Origin of the sequence: Niastella caeni (assembly GCF_004834005.1) — a bacterium.
Taxonomy (GTDB): Bacteria; Bacteroidota; Bacteroidia; order Chitinophagales; family Chitinophagaceae; genus Niastella; species Niastella caeni.
On record NZ_STFF01000003.1, the window covers coordinates 725,192 to 744,225 of the forward strand.

General features: G+C 45.7%; 10 protein-coding genes. 2 read left to right on the forward strand and 8 right to left on the reverse strand.

The window, feature by feature from the left end; translation table 11 throughout:
* Positions 1 to 114: 114 nt before the first annotated feature.
* From FAM09_RS14180 to FAM09_RS14215, 8 genes are all read right to left on the reverse strand, one after another.
* A complete protein-coding gene (locus FAM09_RS14180) occupies positions 115 to 1,668 on the reverse strand; it encodes a right-handed parallel beta-helix repeat-containing protein (RefSeq protein WP_136577772.1) in 1,554 nt (517 codons plus the stop codon).
* 83 nt (positions 1,669 to 1,751) lie between these two features.
* A complete protein-coding gene (locus FAM09_RS14185; RefSeq protein WP_136577773.1) occupies positions 1,752 to 3,065 on the reverse strand; it encodes an IPT/TIG domain-containing protein in 1,314 nt (437 codons plus the stop codon).
* A 51-nt stretch (positions 3,066 to 3,116) separates the two neighbouring features.
* Positions 3,117 to 4,949, reverse strand: coding sequence for a RagB/SusD family nutrient uptake outer membrane protein (locus FAM09_RS14190; RefSeq protein ID WP_136577774.1), 1,833 nt, complete (start codon positions 4,947 to 4,949; stop codon positions 3,117 to 3,119).
* Positions 4,950 to 4,970: 21 nt separating this feature from the next.
* Positions 4,971 to 8,420 (reverse strand): TonB-dependent receptor, encoded by a 3,450-nt coding sequence (locus FAM09_RS14195; protein ID WP_136577775.1) that lies wholly within the window; start codon positions 8,418 to 8,420, stop codon positions 4,971 to 4,973.
* Positions 8,421 to 8,521: 101 nt separating this feature from the next.
* A complete protein-coding gene (locus FAM09_RS14200; protein WP_136577776.1) occupies positions 8,522 to 9,802 on the reverse strand; it encodes a FecR family protein in 1,281 nt (426 codons plus the stop codon).
* A gap of 120 nt (positions 9,803 to 9,922) precedes the next feature.
* Complete coding sequence (locus tag FAM09_RS14205) at positions 9,923 to 10,519, reverse strand: RNA polymerase sigma factor (RefSeq protein ID WP_136577777.1); 597 nt, start codon at positions 10,517 to 10,519, stop codon at positions 9,923 to 9,925.
* A 435-nt stretch (positions 10,520 to 10,954) separates the two neighbouring features.
* On the reverse strand, positions 10,955 to 12,013 hold the full coding sequence (locus FAM09_RS14210; RefSeq protein ID WP_136577778.1) for a response regulator: 1,059 nt from the start codon (positions 12,011 to 12,013) through the stop codon (positions 10,955 to 10,957).
* A 492-nt stretch (positions 12,014 to 12,505) separates the two neighbouring features.
* The gene (locus FAM09_RS14215; protein ID WP_243751674.1) at positions 12,506 to 15,376 is read right to left on the reverse strand and encodes an FAD-binding and (Fe-S)-binding domain-containing protein; all 2,871 of its coding nucleotides are present in this window, start codon (positions 15,374 to 15,376) and stop codon (positions 12,506 to 12,508) included.
* Between the two features lie 556 nt (positions 15,377 to 15,932).
* Between FAM09_RS14215 and FAM09_RS14220 the strand changes: the two genes are divergently transcribed.
* Together FAM09_RS14220 and FAM09_RS14225 are read left to right on the forward strand one after the other, a co-directional pair.
* Complete coding sequence (locus tag FAM09_RS14220; protein WP_136577779.1) at positions 15,933 to 16,454, forward strand: hypothetical protein; 522 nt, start codon at positions 15,933 to 15,935, stop codon at positions 16,452 to 16,454.
* Positions 16,455 to 16,569: 115 nt separating this feature from the next.
* Positions 16,570 to 18,819, forward strand: coding sequence for an FG-GAP-like repeat-containing protein (locus FAM09_RS14225; RefSeq protein ID WP_136577780.1), 2,250 nt, complete (start codon positions 16,570 to 16,572; stop codon positions 18,817 to 18,819).
* Positions 18,820 to 19,034: the final 215 nt, after the last annotated feature.

Below are 19,034 nucleotides of genomic sequence, written 5' to 3' on the forward strand. Positions count from 1 at the left end.
GCCTGTTGTGTATTCAATGTCGTTTTGTTAAGCGCATTGCGGTCCTTCGACCCTTCGACCCTTCGACCCTTCGACTTCGCTCAGGGCGCTCAGGGCGCTCAGGGCGCTCAGGGCCTATTGACTGGCTCCTTTACTTATTTTATTATTTACGATGCGGGCATTTCCATCAATATCCATGTCGCCGTTCACGGCAACAGCAATAACAACCCCGGTATTTTTTGCGGGTGAACCGGTTTGAATATGCAGGTCAGGCGCAAACGTGCTGATCAATAACGGATCGGCGCCATTGGTAGAAGCGGCATCCCCGCCGCAGGCTGTTTTCCAGGCGGCAAAACCGGTATATTCCGTACCGTTCCAGATCCATTTTGTGGCGCCGGTGGTGTAGTACAGGTTGTTATCGATCACATTGTTGGCGCCGGTTGTGGTGTATTTATGTACAAACACATCGGTGGCACGGGCATACACAATATTATTTTTAATGACGTTATTGTTACAGCGTTCCGTAAGGCGGATCTCGCCTTCTATTTCGCCAAAAGCGCCGGTGACCCGATCGTTCTGATATAACGTATTATTGACAACATAACAATCGTTGGTACCGCCTGAGGTATGGTTTAAATACCCGCCGAGATAAATGCCGGTACGCCAGCCGTTGTATACGAAATTGTTCCGTACGATACAGTTGCTGGTGGGATAGGCATCGTTCTCACTGACTATACCAATACCCCGGTCGCATTCATGCACCTTATTTCGTTCTACCGTTATGTTCCTCGCGCCATCGATGTAAATACCAATGGCACCATGACCATGCGCGCCACCGATAGGCCCGGTGGTCATGTCGATATTATACAATTCGTTTTCGCTGATCAATCCGTTGCGGGCATAATTGTAAGCGGGATTGGAGTTGGCCCAATAGCCCCCGGCGGCATCTATCCCGATATTCTCTGCATTGTATATTTTATTCTTCCTGATTATAAAACTGTCTACATAACCGTTGATGGTGAGGTTTTCGCTATAGCCGGTATTGCAGTCGTGGATCTCATTCTCTTCTACCAGAATGTACTGCATCTTTACATCGGTATTACCAATGATCTCAATACCATGGCCGCTTCTGCCATCTTCGGGTTTCACATTATGTTCTATATTATAGATCCTGTTCTTTTTGAGCTGGATATTTTTCGAACCCTGGTCTACCAGGATGCCATTGATATTTACCCAGGGTGTAGTGCTTTTATAATTGCAAACATCAAAGCCTTCAAAAATGATAAAGCTATTGTTACGGATAGTTACCAGCGCTTCTTTTCCGGTAATGGAAAGCGTGGTGCCATCGATGATCGCTTTTTCACCCGGGTATGCTTTCAGGGTAATATATTTATCGAGCCGGCCCGATTTGGGGAACACGATCTTTTCGGCGTACGTGCCGTTGCGTACGAAGACCGTATCGCCGGGCAGCACTTTGCTTAAAGCGGTATTAATGTTCCGTAAAGGATTGTTGATAGTACCTGTATTGCCATCGCTGCCATCGGGCGATACATAATACCCGTTTGCCGTTCTATCAGGTTCCGATGTAGGAACGCTGCTTTTTTTACTACAGGCTGCGGCTGTAAGGATAGTTAAAAAAGCCGTAACGCGCATGGCGTTACCCCAGGCCTTAAAAAGAATGGTTAACATATGATACAAGTGCATTAAAATAATGAGGGGATAAGGAGTAAAGATGGGGCCTCCCGATAGCTATCGGAAAGCCCCTTTCATGGCTATTCAGAAATAATTTTCCGGATGCGGTTATTGTTCTTATCCAGCACATACACGGTACCGTTCTTATCTACGGCTACCCCGGTAGGTGCGCTGAATGCAGCCGCTTCTCCTACCGCATCGGCAAAACCGGCACTGCCACTCCCTGCATACGTGCTTACGTTGAATGTACCCGCATCGATAAACCGGATAGACTGATCGGTATTGTAAGTACCTCCATCCCAGGTGCCATTGGCGGCAACATATATATTACCGGCAGCATCAAGCGCCAGCCCCCAGGGATGATCGAATTTGGCCACCGTTGCGGCCCCATTTACATAACCAGCACTGCCCAATTGACCGGCCACTGTTGTGGCAGCCCAGGTTGCAGCCGTAAACTTTTTGACAATATTATCTCCGTTTATCACTGCATATAAATTACCGGCCTTATCGAACTTAATACCTGCAGGATAGTTGAGCCCTGAAACAACGGGCGAGCCGGTTGTCCATTGGCCGGTTACCGGATAAATATTTCCCGAAGAGTTGCAACTTGAATAATATACGATACCGGTTGTTTTATCAACTGAGATACTCCAGGGGTCCTGATTGCCCCAGGCCCAGGTAGTGGCGGTACCATCAGGCGTTATTTTTCGTATGTCCCAGTTGCCGGGGTCAACACACCATACATTCCCGTTCGCATCCAGGGCAACGTCGTAGGGCAAACTGAATTTTGCTGCTGTTCCCTTACCATCGGCATACCCTGAGCTGCCGGGGTTGCCACAAAAAGTAGTTACATTGGCATTACTGTCGATCTTCCGGATGCAATGATTGCCCGGGTCGGCTACATACAGGTTCAGGTCATCATCAACCACGATCCCCATACTGCGGTACCATACCTGGCCACTGAAATTAAACATCGCATCAGCACCTTTGCCATTGGCGAACCCGGCCGAATCGCTGCCGGCCAATGTGCTTACCCTTCTGGTATATACGTAATTGAAAATACCGCTGCTCACTACACTGTCGTCCCCGATCCTGATCACAAAATGGCCGGAACCGGCTTTCTTCGGCACTACGGCCATTATTTGCGAACCATTCACGCCTACGACTTTTAATGGTTTACCATTCAGCGTAACTGATACCTGGCTGGTATCGTTGATGTAATTGGAACCGGTGAACAATACACTGGTGCCTACTCCGCCCTGTGCGGGTATAAATTCATTAATGACGATGGGCGCTCCCGCATGGTGCCCGTTGCCGTCCTCTTTTTTGCAACCTGTTATACAGGCGATCGAAAGAAAACAAACGGTATATAAATAGTTTATTCTTTGAGTCATAGTACTGTAGCATTTAATGTAAACAAAGTGATCCAGGGACGTGATTCACGTTCACCATCCCGGGTTTTGCACCAACGCCCGGTCTCTTTCCATGTCGCTTTGCGCAATGGGGAACAGGTACATGCGATCGTCCCAATATCTTTTCTGGAATAAAGTACGCTGGTAAAAGCCGGTAAAGGAAAATCCCAGTCCGCCGTCATCCGCATTTACATTCATTCCATATATGGTCTGGTGTTCTGTTCTTCCCAGCAACAATCTTCTTACCAGGGTATAATACCGGTCGCCTTCAAAACACAGCTCTACTGCCCGTTCGCGTAAAATATGTTTCCGCATCTCATCTTTATTACCAACGGCCGCAGGATATACGGTTTCAATACCGGGAAGGCCTGCCCGCTCCCGCACCAGGTTCAGGTGCTTTACAATGTCTGTATTGGCGGGGTCATATTCATTCAATGCTTCTGCATAATTCAACAATATTTCTGCATACCGGATAAAGATATACGGACGGTAGGTAGTAACATCATTGCGGATGTTATCGGAAGGATTTACTCTTTTCAGCACATCGTAGCCGGTAATATTATTAGTGCCGGCTGATTTCTGACCCGATTTTCCATTGTAATAGAACTCTACCCGGCCGGTGCCATTTTTATTGGCATCGGATGAATAATAGTTTTTATCGTCTACCGTTGGGGCAGGCAATACAGGCCGCCCATTGTATTGGATATAGGCATAAAAGCGGGGCTCGCGGTTGGCATACATATTCCAGTCGCCTTGTTTATGCCCCCAGGAATTGGCGCCACCAGTGGAAGCAAATCCGGTTTCTACATAACCTGAAGCCGGATCATCGATCGTTCTTCCATTATTCATACTAAAAGCATCCACTACATTCTGCGTGGCATTGTACAGGTTATAACCACCGGGGCCCGGGGAAGCGCATTTTGTCCAACCCCAATACGACCAGTTGTTAACGGAAAGAATGATCTCATTATTCCAGGACCTGAGGAAAACATCGCGGCACGACAGGTAAGGATCAAAACTGCCGCCGCCATCATCGGCATTCGTATATAATTTATAGGTATTGAGGTCAATCACTGCTTTGGCGGCATCGGCTGCTGTTTTCCATTTTGCCGCATCATATTGGGCAGGAGCCAATGGCGTTCCATCCTGGTTCTTAAGCGCATTAAAGCGGGTGTTCCCATTCCATAAAGGACTGGCAGCGAATAAAGCCAACTGCGCCTTTACGGCCAGGCAGGTGCCTTTCGTTGGCCGGCCATAATTGGCTGAAGAATTCCAGAAAACCGGCAAGGTTTGCGCCGCATTGTTCATCAGTTCGTTGATATAGGCTACACAGGTATCAAATGGCGCTCTTGGGTACTGGTTATAATCTTCACCCTGGTTCAATACCCCGGTTATTTTAACAAAAGGGCCATACTGTTTTAATAGCTGCCAGTAAAACCAGCCTCTCAGGAACAGGTTCTCCGCCTTGTATTGCGCCTTCAACTCATCACTTAGCTCTACTACAGGCACTTTGTTGATATTGGTTTCAAATACAAAAGATTGCCTGATGCCTACATAAAAGGCGCCCCAGTTATAAAAATAACCGCTGGCGGCACTCCAGTTACCGGCCACCATCTGACGCACATTTACCCCGCTAATACATACGCTCGATTCGTCGCTGGCACCCATACTGGCATAATCACCGCCATCGGTAGTATGCATGTACCCATATATGTTATGCAGATAAGATTCAGCGTTTGCCCTGGTTTGCCAGATCATATCTTCCGTTAACAGGTTATCGGGTTTTTTATCGAGGTAATAGCAGGACCCCATTACAAGAGACACCATCAAAAACAGAATGCCTTGTATCCATTTATTTTTAGTCATAGTTAATTCCGTTTAATCGCTTTAAAATTGTGCTCTAACTCCTACGGTTATGGTACGTGCCGGGGGATAGGCAGCGCCCGAAGAACCCAGCTCCGGATCCCACAATTTGAATTTTGAAAAAGTGAACAGGTTTTGTGCGGCCGCATAAAAGTAAAGCCCGGCAATGCCTGCTCTTCTGAGTGAAGCCGTACCCAGGTCATAACCAACAGAAGCCTGCTTTAACCGGCAAAAGCTTCCATCCTTTAACCACCAGGTACTATTCTGATAATTATTACTGCTCTGGTTCGAAACGCTCAACCGGGGATAGTCCACGTTCTGAACCGGATTGTCTTTTGTCCACCGGCTCGTTACATTCGATAGTACATTACCCGGATACTGGCCAATACCGGCAAATGGAACAACACCTACGCCGCCGGCAGCGCCGTCTGCACCACTTATACCCGATCCATTGGCCATAATGCCCACATCAGATACGCCTTGTAAAAAAACCGAGATATCGAATTGTTTAATACCCAGTGTAAAACCGAGGCCATATAATAAAGAAGGAAAAGAAGATTTGTCCAGGTAACTCCAATCGTTCGCATCAACCACGCCATCGCCGTTCAGATCACGGTATTTGATATCACCGGGTTGAATCAACACACTGCCCAGTTTTTGTTCAGGGCTTTTATCTATATCAGGCTGATCAACGAATAATCCCTGTGATGAATAACCGGTAAACTCACCGTAGCGGTGCCCCTCCCATTGCTGATAGGTATTGGTGCGTTTAGGCTGATCGGCAAAAATGATCTTGTTCTTTGCATAGGTGAAATTCCCAAACAACCGTAACCGGGTATTCCTGCCAAACTTATCATTGTATTCAATACTGCCGTCGATCCCTTTATTATTCATTTCCCCCATATTGGCATAAATACTGCTGAGCGAATAACCGCCGATAGAGGAAATGGATTGACGTTGTATTAATATATCTCTTCGCCGGTCGTGGAAAACATCAGCCACAATGTTCACTTTATTAAACAAGCCCAGTTCAAGCCCCAGGTTGTCTTTGGTAGATTTTTCCCATCGCAGGTTCTCTACGCCAAACACACTTTCGGTAATACCCGAATAATAAGCAGGGCCTAAACCAAAGGCAGCCCCGTTGCCCGATGAAATATAGGTAAGGTATCCAAAGCGGTCGCCCGCTCCTATCTGGTCATTTCCCGTAACGCCATGCGACGCTCTTACTTTTAAAAGGTTCACGGCCCCGGCCAGCGGATCAAAAAAAGCTTCGCGGGATATTACCCAACCCACTGATACTGCCGGAAAAAAACCAAACCGCTCTCCTTTTTTAAAGTTCTCGGAACCGGTATAACCGGCATTTAATTCAACGAGGTATTTATCGTTGTACGAATAGGTAAGCCGGCTGGCAACGCTTTGGTTACGGTATGGAATGGCAAATTTCACATTGTCTGCCGAACCGTTTACCCGGTTACGCATATTATACAACAGTAAGCCGCCAACGCTGTGCGCGCCAAAAGACCGGTCGTAGGTGAGATTCCCTTCCAGGTACATAACCCGTTGGCCCGATGAGCCTGATGAGTAACCCAGGAACTGGTTGCCCGTTCTTACCTGCTCATACACCAGGTTACCATGGCCATCTCTTGAGCCGGCGTACCACAGATCGTTTGTGCCTGCGCGAATGTTATCGAATGAACCGTATGAATCAAAAGAAAAACGGGCCATAGCGCCGAGCCCTTTTGTTACCCGGTGAAGCTTTTGATCGAGGCTGATAATGGACTGTATGGTGGGCTTGAATTCTGTACTGTAACCTGCATTCTGAACCAGGTTAAAAGGATTGGAACCGCCGTTGTTGCGTGGGCCGGCCCATTTACCACCCGGATAAGCAACCGGGAAGGAAATGGGATTGGTGGCATAGGCGGCATACCAGATACGGCCAGCCGATGTACCGGGATACCGGCTATTTACCAGCATGGCATCCAGGTTCAGCGACAACAGCGTGGTTTTGCTGATGTTCACATCAACATTGCTGCGAAAGTCGTACCGCTTAAAATTAAGATTGGGATCGTAGCCATTTGTTTTGGATACTTTATAGCTTCCGTTCTGGTCGTAAAAAGAAGCAGACACATAATACCGCATGGCCTCGCCGCCGCCGCTTACATTCACATTCCCATTGTATAAGGGCGCCCAGTCTTTATAAATTGTTTTGATCCAGTTTACGTTTGGATACAGGTAAGGATCTAACCCGCTGGCTGTTTTTTGAATTACTTCGTTGCTATATACCGGTAACTCACCCATATTGGTTTTGGCTTCATTCAATAGTTTCATGTATGTAACGCCATCCAGCATATCGGGTGTTTTGGTTAAACCGGTGATGCCCGTTTCAATTTTCGCAGAAATTTTTGGTTTGCCGGCAACGCCTTTTCTGGTGGTAATGATCAATACGCCATTTGCGCCCCGGGCGCCATATACGGCCGTTGCCGAGGCATCTTTCAGTAAAGAGATAGAGGCAATGTCTTCAGGATCGATATTATTGTAAGCGCCGCCAAAAGAACTGTTCACATCATCGCGCTGCACGCCATCGATGATGATCAGCGGCGAATTGCTGCCGGTGAAAGTACCAATGCCCCGGATGGTAAATGCAGGATTATCATATCCCGGTTCGCCGCCTGTTTGCATGGAAATAATACCGGCCACTTTTCCGGCAAGCGCATTGGTCAATGAACGCACAGGCGTGCGCATATCCTGCATATTTACTGAAGTGACAGAACCGGTGACACTTATTTTTTTTTGCTTTCCATAGGCAATCACCACCGTTTCATCGAGCCCTTTTTCAGCCACTTTCAATACCAGGGCCAAAAAAGTTTTGTTACCTACCGTTACCGTAACGGGTTCATAACCGGTGTATGAAATAGTTATTACATCTTCGGGTAAGATATCTTTTAAGAGAAACACCCCGTTTATGTCTGTTTGGGTGCCACCGCCACGACGTAAACTCACCGTAGCCTGTACCAATGGCTCGCCCTGTTCATTGAGCACCCGGCCGGTTACATCAACCGGCGGAAGGATATTTTCCGGCGCTTTCCCTGTGGCCGGCGCCGCATTTACTTTTTCTTTAACGGCAATGGTATTGCCAACCACTTCGTAGGTAAGCGGTTGATCAATGAACACCTGTTTCAGCGCTTCTTCAAGCAAAACATCTTTAACGGAAATATTTACCGGCCGTGCTTTTTGCAGCAGCCTGTCTTCATACCATAACTGGTACCCGCTTTGCTTTTTGATCTGATTCAACACTTTTTCAAGGGACGCGTTCTTTTCAGACAAAGAGATCCTTTGCGCGTGCCCTTTTGCACTTACCTGTAAACAGGTTGCCAATAAAAGAACGGCAGTTAGTTTCATGATCAGCCGTGTTTTGGTCCTTCGACAACGCTCAGGCTTTTCCATTCGCATAGCCGAATGAATTTCTACATCCATAACTTTGTTTTGTTTTGGTTAAGCAATAAAACAGTCAATATGCTCTTGTATTTGCGCTTTTGGGCAAAAGCTTCGTTGGGCAAGCATTATTACATTAGTGTTCACGGACTAACGATCAGCTTATTCTTTTCAAAACGGAAACGCACCCTGCTCACTTCCAGTAATCGCAATAGCTCAGTAAGCCTGGCATTCCTTGAAATACCACCGGTAAAACGGCGTTGCGGAAGATTGCCTTCGTACACCACCTCAATATTATACCACCTTGCCACCTGACGCATGATGCTTTTGAGATCAGCGCTTTTAAAAGCAGTAAGCCCATTCTTCCAGGCCATAGCCAGTTCAATGTCGGGCGAGTGGTTAGTAGTTAGTAGCGAGTGGGCCGTCAGCACGGCCTGTTCTCCCGGTTGCAGGATCACTTCATGTTTTTTGTGATCAGGAGCGGTTTTCCCACTAGCCACTTGCCACTCACTACTTGCTATCTTTACTTTCCCCTCGAGCAACGTTGTTTTCACCGCCTCCTCATCATCATAGGCACTTACATTAAAATGGGTGCCCAATACCTCTACTTCGGCCTTCCCGTTGATGTTAACAATGAAAGGAAGCCTGCCTTTTACACCTCTCCGCGCCGGGAGGTGGCTTACTTCAAAGTAAACTTCGCCTGTGATCTCTACCCTTCTTTCATCACCGGCAAATGCTACCGGATAACGGATAGAGGAAGCCGCATTTAACCATACTTTACTACCATCGGGCAACACCAGTTGATATTGTCCGCCTTTGGGTGTGGCAAGCATGTTCCAGGAAATGGCAGCCTGTTCATTGCCATTTGCCAATTGCCTGTTGCTTCCTGATCTGTATTCCACTTCGCCATTCTTATTTTTAATTACCTCAACATGGCCCTGTTTACTCAATAGCCCGTCTTGTGCATGCTGGAGCGGGATCGTTGAACCATCGGCAAGGGTCAATACCGCTTTATCGCCCCCGGGCAGTGCATCTTCTATGGGTTGCTGAACAGGCTGGTTGTTTTTTGCAACATTATTTTTTGCCAATCGGTTGATGATCGAATAGCCACCCAAACCTGCTATCAGTACAATAACCGCCGCTGCCGCTACCCGCGCCCATCTAAACCGGTTACTGTTGTTTAAAGGGTATACTTTATCGTTTACGGTTTGCGTGGCTTGTATAAAAAGATGCTCCCAATCGGTTTCGGGCGCCGTGGCAAGTGGTTGCAACACGTCGTATTCAGCATCCATCAATTGTTCCAGTACTGCACGGTTCTCAGGCTGGGCTATAAAGGCGAACAATTCCTGCAACTCTTCACGGGTACACACTTTTTGCGTGTATAACCTGAAGAGGTATTGTATGCGGTCAGTATCGACAGACATTTAATGAATTATTAATGATCTATAAATAATGGGATAATACAAATAGTACAGACAATCGAAAAAAGAAGCAGGACCGGGAAAAAGTGATAATTTTTTAAAAAAAGTTTTCTGCGTGTTTTGTTATAACAATAACAAACTACAGTTGATGCAGCATAATGTAGCAATCAATGCAGAATAGCGGGCGAGGTAATCCCGTATATGCTTCAGTATTTCAACGAGCATATTCTTGACCCGGCTTTTTGATAAACCCAGCTGGCAGGCAATTTCTTCATGGGTAAGTCCCTGTTCACGGCTCAGTTGAAATAAAGTTTGCCGTTGCCCCGACAACTGGCTTACGGCCTTACTGATCAACCGCTGACTTTCCTGTGCCTGCAATATATCTTCAGTAGCATTATCAAACTGCGATAAATTTACCCACACCTGTTGCTGCAACCGGCGATCACGGGCCACCCTGGTTAAATGATTCAGGGTTTTATTGCGGGCAATGGTATAAATATATTTACCGGGATATTCAACACCGGCGAGGCTGATACGACTTTCCCATAATTTAGCGAACACCTCCTGTACAATTTCTTCTGCATCAACACGGGAGTGCGTCATTTGCAATACAAAAGAAAACAACCGTAGTTTATACAGTTCAAACAAATGCCTGAAGGCCAACTTATCGCCATTGGCCACTTGCTGTAATAATTCCCGGTCGGTATATACGTTTTCCAATGGTACCCTGAGCGTTGGTTATACAATCAGATCAATAATTGCATGAAAAGGAAGTTCATTCAGGACTAAGGTAAACATAAAATGCTCTTTTTTACCGCGCAAACGATTGCGGTGATTATACAAACGTTTGCATTTTATTAAGTAAAAGGGCAAGGGCTGTAAACGATGACCAAACTTACAATAACAATCATATTTGTTTATGACAACCATCATTGAAATAAATGGCAACGTGATATACATTTGTATAACGGGTTTTTCATAGGATATTTAAAAAATCAGAACGAAGCTCCGATTCATCGGAGCTTCCTTATTTTATAACTGTCATAAAACATAATAGCTCTAATAAAAACGACAAAAGCGCGCCCGCTTTTAACACGAGACACGCTTCTTTTTAATTCTTTTTAATTAGTTAAAGGCGAAATGAGCGTAAGATCGTTAGTTCAACAAATTCTCCAATTCTTTTTCATTTAAAATAGTGATGGCGCCATCACTAATATCGATCAACTTTTCACTTTTAAATTCACTGAGCGTTCTTATCATTGAAGCAGTGGCCGTGCCTGCAATAGCGGCCAGGTTCTCCCGGCTTAAATTAATAGACGATTTATATTTCCTGTTTACCGTTATCAATGCGTCGGCTACTTTTTTTCGCAGGGAGTTGTACGCCAGTCCCAATAACAATTGCTCCTTTTCGGTTATGTTTTTGGCCATCATGGTCATAAACCGGGTAACTACTTCGCGGCGGGTATTCATCAGGGCATCAAATTCGTCTTTAGGAATAACGGCCAGCTCGGTATTTTCCATGGCTTCCGCTCGATCTTTATAAACAGTTCCTTCCAACAAAGCAACATACCCTAAAAAATCGCCTTCGCCATAAATACCTACGATCAACTCTTTCCCTTCTTCATTGGTTTTGTACGTTTTTATTTTCCCTTTTTTAATATAGTACAGCCGCGCCGGGCGATTGCCCTCTACATAAATAATTTGTTTTCTTTTGTATTTAGTAATATCCCTGTTCTCTGACAACAGGGACAAAATATCTCTTTCGTTGGTTGTTTTTGAATAACCATTCGCATGGCCGTTCCCATTTACGGGCGCTTCATGCTGAACAAAATCCTGCTTCAGCCATTCAACCCTTTTCAACCGGCATTCAATGGCTTGCAATAACTCTGTCTTTTCAAATGGCTTGGTAATATAATCGTCAGCGCCTAATTCCATTCCTTTTCGCATTTCGGAACGCTCGGCCCTGGCCGACATAAAAATAAATGGGGTGTTTCGAATGGCTGGATTCTTATGCAACAAGTGGAGAACGCCAAAACCGTCTAATTGCGGCATCATGACATCGCATAAAATCAGGTCAGGTTTCTCCTGTAAAGCAAGCTCAATCCCTGTTTTTCCATCTTCTGCTGTAAAAACCTTGTAATTAGCCAACTCCAGTATCTCCGTAACATTCTCTCTGATCCCGGCATTGTCTTCAATAACAAGAATCTTTTTCATGTTTGGTTGAGTTTTAAAAATGAAATAAAGCTGTTTACCAATGCTTTGGCAGGCACAAGTAATAGACATAGTCTTCGAAAGGAACAATATTTATTTTCCGGGAACCGGTTGGGATAAGGAGGGTGCAAGAGCTAATTTTTCGGAGAAGTACGCGTTGTGAATTAGCAAGGAGAAACTATCTCTAACCCACAGTAATGACAATCAAAACAGTGAGCATAAATGTTTAAACACCTGCTAAGGATTGGGTTGCTTGTGCAATTGAATTGGATGGACTGTTATTTTAAAGTTAACGTATTTTAAATATTATTCCATCCCACTCATAATTTTTTTTGTCAATTCATTAGGTAATTGGTCCCTGTGTTTTACAAAACGAGTCGTTGATTAATGTTTTCTAGGTATGACAATAAAAGGATATGCAAAGTTGCATTATTTTATTTTTTTCGCATCCTGTGCTATCATGATTTTTGACAAATATCATCATGATATATATCATCATTGTGTCACTTCATCTAATAAGTACAACACAGAACGATAATTTTTACCAGAAGATTCTGCTAATGCCATTTCACAAGTTTTAGCAGTTGAATAACAATCATTGCACTGCGCACTGTTCACCTCAGCAACTTCTGCCCGCGTTGCAGCTGCCGTTAAACCGGGATAATAAAAACCACGATCACCGGCCATACCGCAACAACCCGCAGCATGAGGAATAACAGGTTCCACAACCGTTTGCGTAGCCAGTTGCAGCATATTTTTGTTCAATCCCATTTTGTATAATGAACATACCGGGTGAAATACCGCTTTGCTTTTCTTTTTAGTGATCGTGAGCCTTGGCAATAATATATCAGTGGCAAATTGAAGGCTATCGATAATTTTTAACCGGTTGAACCGAAGCTGGTTTTCCGGCGTTAAATGCGGGCGGCAGGTCTGCAGCGAATGTGTACACGAAGTAAGATCCAGTACAACAGGCAGCGCACCCTGTTTGCTCCACTCCCACAATGTATCGATGGTCTTATTCACAAAGAACCGGTATGCAGGCGTAAAACCTTTTGAAGAGAATGGCTGCGCGCAACAGGTACCGGTTAGGTTGGAAGGGATCAGCAACCGGATATTCGCTTTCGTGGCCAGCCGGCGGCAAACATCCACGATCGATTCTTTTTTTTCTATATCGCGGCCCATGGTGCGGGTGATGCACGAAACAAAATACACTACATCAGCCTGTTCAGGCAATTGCGGTTGTACAGCAACCGGCGCAGTTAATTGCGTTGGCCATAAAGGGAACGAAGGCGCTATTTTTCTTACACCGCCCGTTAATTTGAACATGGCTTTTTTACCAAATACACTATTCACCACCCGCCCGCTGCGCAATCCCAATTTGATAAGCCGTTCAACCAAGCCAAAATTTTTGGCCACCTGCATTGCTAAAGCATTAGCCCGCTCAGAGTGGTTCTCTTTTCGCAATCGTTTTACAAGTTCACCTGTATTAATAGCTACAGGACAGTCTGTAGCGCACATGCCATCCACCGCACAGGTATCCAGGCCATCGTACGCATAATCCTTTAAAATACTATTGTAAGTGGTGGTATCACCGGCTTTTTTAAGGCGCGATAAAGACCGCCGCAATACAATTCGCTGCCGCGGCGTAAGGGTGAAATGCCGGCTCGGACAACGGTTCTCACAATACCCGCACTCCACGCATTTATCAACTTCTTCTTCTACCACGGGCAGCGGCTTCAAATTCTTTAAATGACAGGTTGGGTCTGCATTGATGATAACCCCGGGGTTCAGGATGTTTCCGGGATCAACCAGGGCTTTTAACTCCTTCATGATCGCGTACCCTTCGGCGCCCCATTCAGCTTCAACATACGGTGCAATCTGCCGGCCGGTGCCATGCTCCGCCTTTAACGCCCCGTCGTACCTTTTAATGACCAATTCCGCCAGTTCATCATTAAAAGCGCCAAAAACGGCTACCTCCGCCGGCGTTTCGAACGACTGCGACAACAGGAAATGCAGGTTGCCTTCCTTTGCGTGGCCGAACACGATGGCATCGTAGTACTTATATTTAATAAACAGCCGTTGCAGGTCTTCAATGGCTTCGCCCAGGCGGTGAACCGGAACGGCAATGTCTTCCAGCATGGCCGAGGTACCCTTTTGCCGAACGGCCGCTACAGAAGGGTACATGCCCTTGCGTAGCTTCCAGTACGTAGCCTGCAGGGCTTCATCGGTCGTAAATTCGGTCTTATACGTGATGGGCAACGCATCAATGAATTGCATTGCTCTGGCTAATTTCTCCTGCAGGCCGGCAGCAGTATCAGATTGATACTCGCACAAAATACCGGCGCTGTTTGCAGGCAATGTTTTTAAAAACGCAGGAGCGCCCGCCAGTTCTTCAATGGAGCGAATAGCGGCCCTGTCCATAAACTCCAATGCTTCCGCATCGCTTTCCTTTAATGCCGGAATGGCGTTGCAGGTTGCCGCAGGCGAAGCAAAGAACAACAACCCGGTACTTTTGCAGGGTTTATCGGGAATGGTGTTCAATACGGCTTCGGCAATGAATGCCAAGGTGCCTTCCGCCCCAATCAGCAAATGCGCCAGCACATCTAATGGATGGTCATAATCGAGAAAAGCATTGATGCTATACCCCACTGTATTCTTTAGCTTATACTTGTCCCTGATCTTCGTTGTTAAAGCCGCATTGTTTTTTATGCGTTGCGCCAGTTTTTTGATGCCCGCACACAATTGCGGCTGCGTGGTTTCAAAACGCCTGTAGTCGTCTTTATTTTCGGTATCGAACACTTCTCCATTTGGCAGAACGAATTTCAAATACTTCAGGGTGTGGTACGAATTATTGACAACCCCGCAACACATACCGCTGGAGTTATTGGAGAGAATGCCACCCATCATGGCGGCATTGATAGAAGCAGGATCGGGACCGATCTTCTTTTTATATTGTTTCAGCAAATGATTTACGTGGCTGCCGGTAATACCCGGTTGCACGCGCACCGCATCGCCTGCCATTTCAACTTTGATCAGCGGCCAGTTGCGCGACAGATCAACAAGGATGCCATCGGTAACCGACTGGCCACTCAGGCTGGTGCCGCCGGTGCGAAACGTAAGTGACGTTTGATGCTGCTGAGCGAGTTTAAAAAGCAATTGCACTTCTTCAATATTCACAGGAAATACGACGGCCTCAGGCACCAGCGAGTAAAAGCTGGCATCAGATGACCAGGCATGCAGATCTATCAAACGTGTTTTTAACCTGTCTGCCGGGAAATGTGCTGCCAACGCCTGTTGTACCTGCCTGGCTGCAGGCAGGGTTTGCTTTTCCTTCGTCATAGAGGTAATCTCCAAATGATTTTGCAATACTTGCTGGTTTCTGGTTGCAAGTTACGCCATTCACGACAAAGCAGTAAGCCAATTGGCAGGCTAATTACTTATATACCAATGGAAATGACTATTCCTTCGGCAGAACGGACCTTCATAGCCAAAGAATGAACAACACGTTGCAGAAACCAGCATGCAACCTGTTTATCATGGATCATTTAATTGTTTTAAGCGATGAATGCAATAATGATGGTCACGTATGACGGGATCATGAAAAGCAAATCGTACGAAAAATATATGAGCCTTCAGTGAATACCAGTGGATCTGTTACGTGACCGGAATCTGCAGTACAAAAAAATTTGCAGCCCGGATAAATGATGTGTTAAATATCCGCGCATTGAATTTACTGAGGAAAATGGTACACACAAATTTTAAATTTTTATTACGCACAACCGCTACATTCTACAGACATTCATCTGTTTATTTCCCGGATGTGTAACCGCACCTAAAGATTACAATTAAAAATATGCGTTACCGTTTGCGCTATTTTCATTAAATTCAGGAAATTTTCGTTCTGAAGAAAAGTGTTGCCATAATGCTGCTTGCAGTACACCTGTTTAACATAGCAGGATATACGCTGTTGTTTGACTATTTTATACAGCAATCAGACAGGCAGTTTATTCAACAGCTCGACAATAACCAATACAACGACAGCGAACTCATTGAAGTAAAAATAGCATTACATACACCCTATCTTACCAGTTGGAGCGATTATGAAAGAATAGATGGAGAAGCAGAAGTGAACGGTGTTTATTATAATTACGTAAAAAGAAAGATATACAACGATACGCTATACCTGTTGTGCCTACCGAATAAAAACAAGACCCAACTAAACGCTGCACGTATTGATTATGCGAACAAAGTGAATGATGTACCCGCCAATGCAGATGATACCGGCGCGCTTAAAAAGAATCCGGCTGGCAGTGAATACCAACAACCGCTAAACCAATTTACGGTATCCCTGCCTGCAACAGCCACCGGTAAGCAAATGCAGGATCCGGCTTCATCAGTATTGCAATCCATTATCACCGGCCCATTTCATCCTCCACAGGGTTAAACGCAACCAAACTAATATAATAACCCGGTGGGAGGAACGTTCCCCTACCCCATTTAATATCCCTGGCCTGTTATTTAACGTAACTGTTAACTAATATGCTACACAATATTCTTCCATGACCATTGCCTTTCCTCAAACGAGGCTGGCCATATTCTTATGGCTGGCCCTTTTTTCCTGTACTTCCCAAAAGTCGAACAATAAAGAGATGATCAGCCTGCTGTCAACGGTTGCAGCAAGCGAAAATTCAGTCAACAACTCATTTGCATCGGAAACAAAGTATGCATTCTATGACTCGTTGTTGAAGAAGGCTGTTATTTACCCCGATTCGGCCACTGCCATTTATGGCATGGCCAATACCCTGCTGGAACTGGGACAGGAAGAGAAAGCCATTGTGCTTTTTGAAGGCCTGTTAAAAAGCCTGCCGCCCACCATGTTAACCAATCAAAAATTAATAATGAAAAACCTGGCCATCGCTTACCTGCGGCTGGGCGAAAGAAAGAACTGTATTTACAATCATACCGGCGAGTCGTGCATTTATCCCATTGCCAACAAAGGGATCCATGTGAACAAACAGGGCGCGGAGAAAGCCATTGAACTGTATAAAGCCCTGCTGAAATACGACCCCTACGACATGGAATCGAAATGGTTGCTGAACATTGCCTACATGGCAACTGGTGAATACCCGCACCAGGTGCCGGCCCCTTTTTTACTGAGCTTACCCGGCGCCGATAGCAGCGTTGCCATAAAGCCATTTACCGATCTTTCAGCCCGCGTTGGCCTCAATATAAAGAACCAGGCCGGCGGCAGTGTGGTTGATGATTTCAATAACGACGGCTACGCAGATCTCATCACCAGCAGTTGGTCGTTACAGGAGGGCATGCATTATTTCATTAATAATGGCAATGGCACCTTTTCAGACGCAGCTATTTCATCGGGGTTGAAAGATCTGACCGGCGGGCTGAATATGGTGCAAACCGATTACAACAACGATGGCTGGAAAGATATTTTTGTTTTGCGCGGCGCCTGGAAAGGGAAATTTGGGAAAGAACCTAACTCGCTATTAAAAAACAATGGCGATGGTACTTTTACCGATGTTACCAAAGAGGCCGGTCTGCTTTCCTTTCACCCTACCCAAACAGCCACCTGGGCCGACTTTAACAATGATGGCTGGCTGGATGTTTTTATTGGCAATGAATCATATGGTTACGATGATATCAACCCTTGCGAACTATACATTAATAATACAGACGGCACTTTTTCAGAAGCTACTGTCAAAGCAGGCTGCGACGTGGTCGCTTTTGTAAAAGGAGTTACCTCCGGTGATTATAATAACGACGGCTGGACAGACATTTTCATTTCTACATTAAACGGCAAAAAAATACTGCTGAAAAATGAAGGCGTGGTGAATGGCTTCAATCATTTCAAAGATGTATCACTGAAAGCCGGTCTTGCCAACAATAACACCGGCACCTTTACTACCTGGTTCTGGGATTACGATAACGATGGCTGGCTTGATATACTGGTATGCGGATATGAATTCACTAAATCGCTTGCCTGGTATTCGGCCGCACAGGCTGAGAATGCCCCTATTGGCAACTCAGGTAAAATATTCTTGTTCCGTAACAACCAGGATGGAACCTTTGAAGACGTATCGGAAAAATCAGGCCTGCATACCATTGCGTTTGCCATGGGCGGTAATTTCGGCGACATCGACAACGATGGCTATCTTGATTTTTACCTGGGCACCGGCAATCCGCAATACACTTCGCTTGTACCAAATAAAATGTTCAAAAATATCGCGGGCGCCCGGTTTGCCGACATTACCATTTCTGCGCGGGTAGGCAACCTGCAAAAAGGACATGGCGTTTCATTCATTGACCTGGATAATGATGGCGACCAGGATATTTATATTGATATGGGCGGCGCGTATGCAGGCGATGCGTATGAGAATGCCCTGTATGTAAATCCCGGGCAAAATAACAATCACCGCATCCTGTTCACGTTTCAGGGCAATCAATGCAACCGGGCAGCGATCGGCGCACGGATAAAAATAACTTTTACAGAAAATGGCATGCAACGAACCATTTATCGCGATGTGAACTCAGGCGGAAGTTTTGGCGCCAACCCGCTCATGCAACATATTGGGACCGGCGCCGCTACGGTGGTGGATGAAGTAGTGATACAATGGCCAGGCACAAAAACCACACAAGTGTTCAAACAATTACCGGCCGATGTTGTTTATACCATCAAAGAAGGCAATCCAACTTTTACCACTACACGATTAAACAAATTCAATTTCAACAGCGTAACGCCCAATATTATCGACTGCTTTCCGGCAGCTAAAGCAGCAGTCGCCGGTAAATAACATAACCCGCCGGAATTTTACAAACTTCCGGCGGGTTTATTTTAATGTTGTATGAGCGTTTGCAAAAACCTGTTTAATTTATCCATCAACCAGGCTGATTTCCACTTCTTTACAATTGCTAAACAGTAACCTCACCGAAAATTGGCAAAACTATTGCTATGTTATGCCTGGATACGGGATCGTACCTATCTGAGAACACATACATGCCATTACGG

Excerpts from the sequence above, each read along its gene's own strand:
- FAM09_RS14180 (WP_136577772.1), bottom strand. The coding sequence starts at position 1,668 with ATGTTAACCATTCTTTTTAAGGCCTGGGGTAACGCCATGCGCGTTACG.
- FAM09_RS14185 (WP_136577773.1), bottom strand. The coding sequence starts at position 3,065 with ATGACTCAAAGAATAAACTATTTATATACCGTTTGTTTTCTTTCGATC.
- FAM09_RS14190 (WP_136577774.1), bottom strand. The coding sequence starts at position 4,949 with ATGACTAAAAATAAATGGATACAAGGCATTCTGTTTTTGATGGTGTCT.
- FAM09_RS14195 (WP_136577775.1), bottom strand. The coding sequence starts at position 8,420 with ATGGATGTAGAAATTCATTCGGCTATGCGAATGGAAAAGCCTGAGCGT.
- FAM09_RS14200 (WP_136577776.1), bottom strand. The coding sequence starts at position 9,802 with ATGTCTGTCGATACTGACCGCATACAATACCTCTTCAGGTTATACACG.
- FAM09_RS14210 (WP_136577778.1), bottom strand. The coding sequence starts at position 12,013 with ATGAAAAAGATTCTTGTTATTGAAGACAATGCCGGGATCAGAGAGAAT.
- FAM09_RS14220 (WP_136577779.1), top strand. The coding sequence starts at position 15,933 with ATGCTGCTTGCAGTACACCTGTTTAACATAGCAGGATATACGCTGTTG.
- FAM09_RS14225 (WP_136577780.1), top strand. The coding sequence starts at position 16,570 with ATGACCATTGCCTTTCCTCAAACGAGGCTGGCCATATTCTTATGGCTG.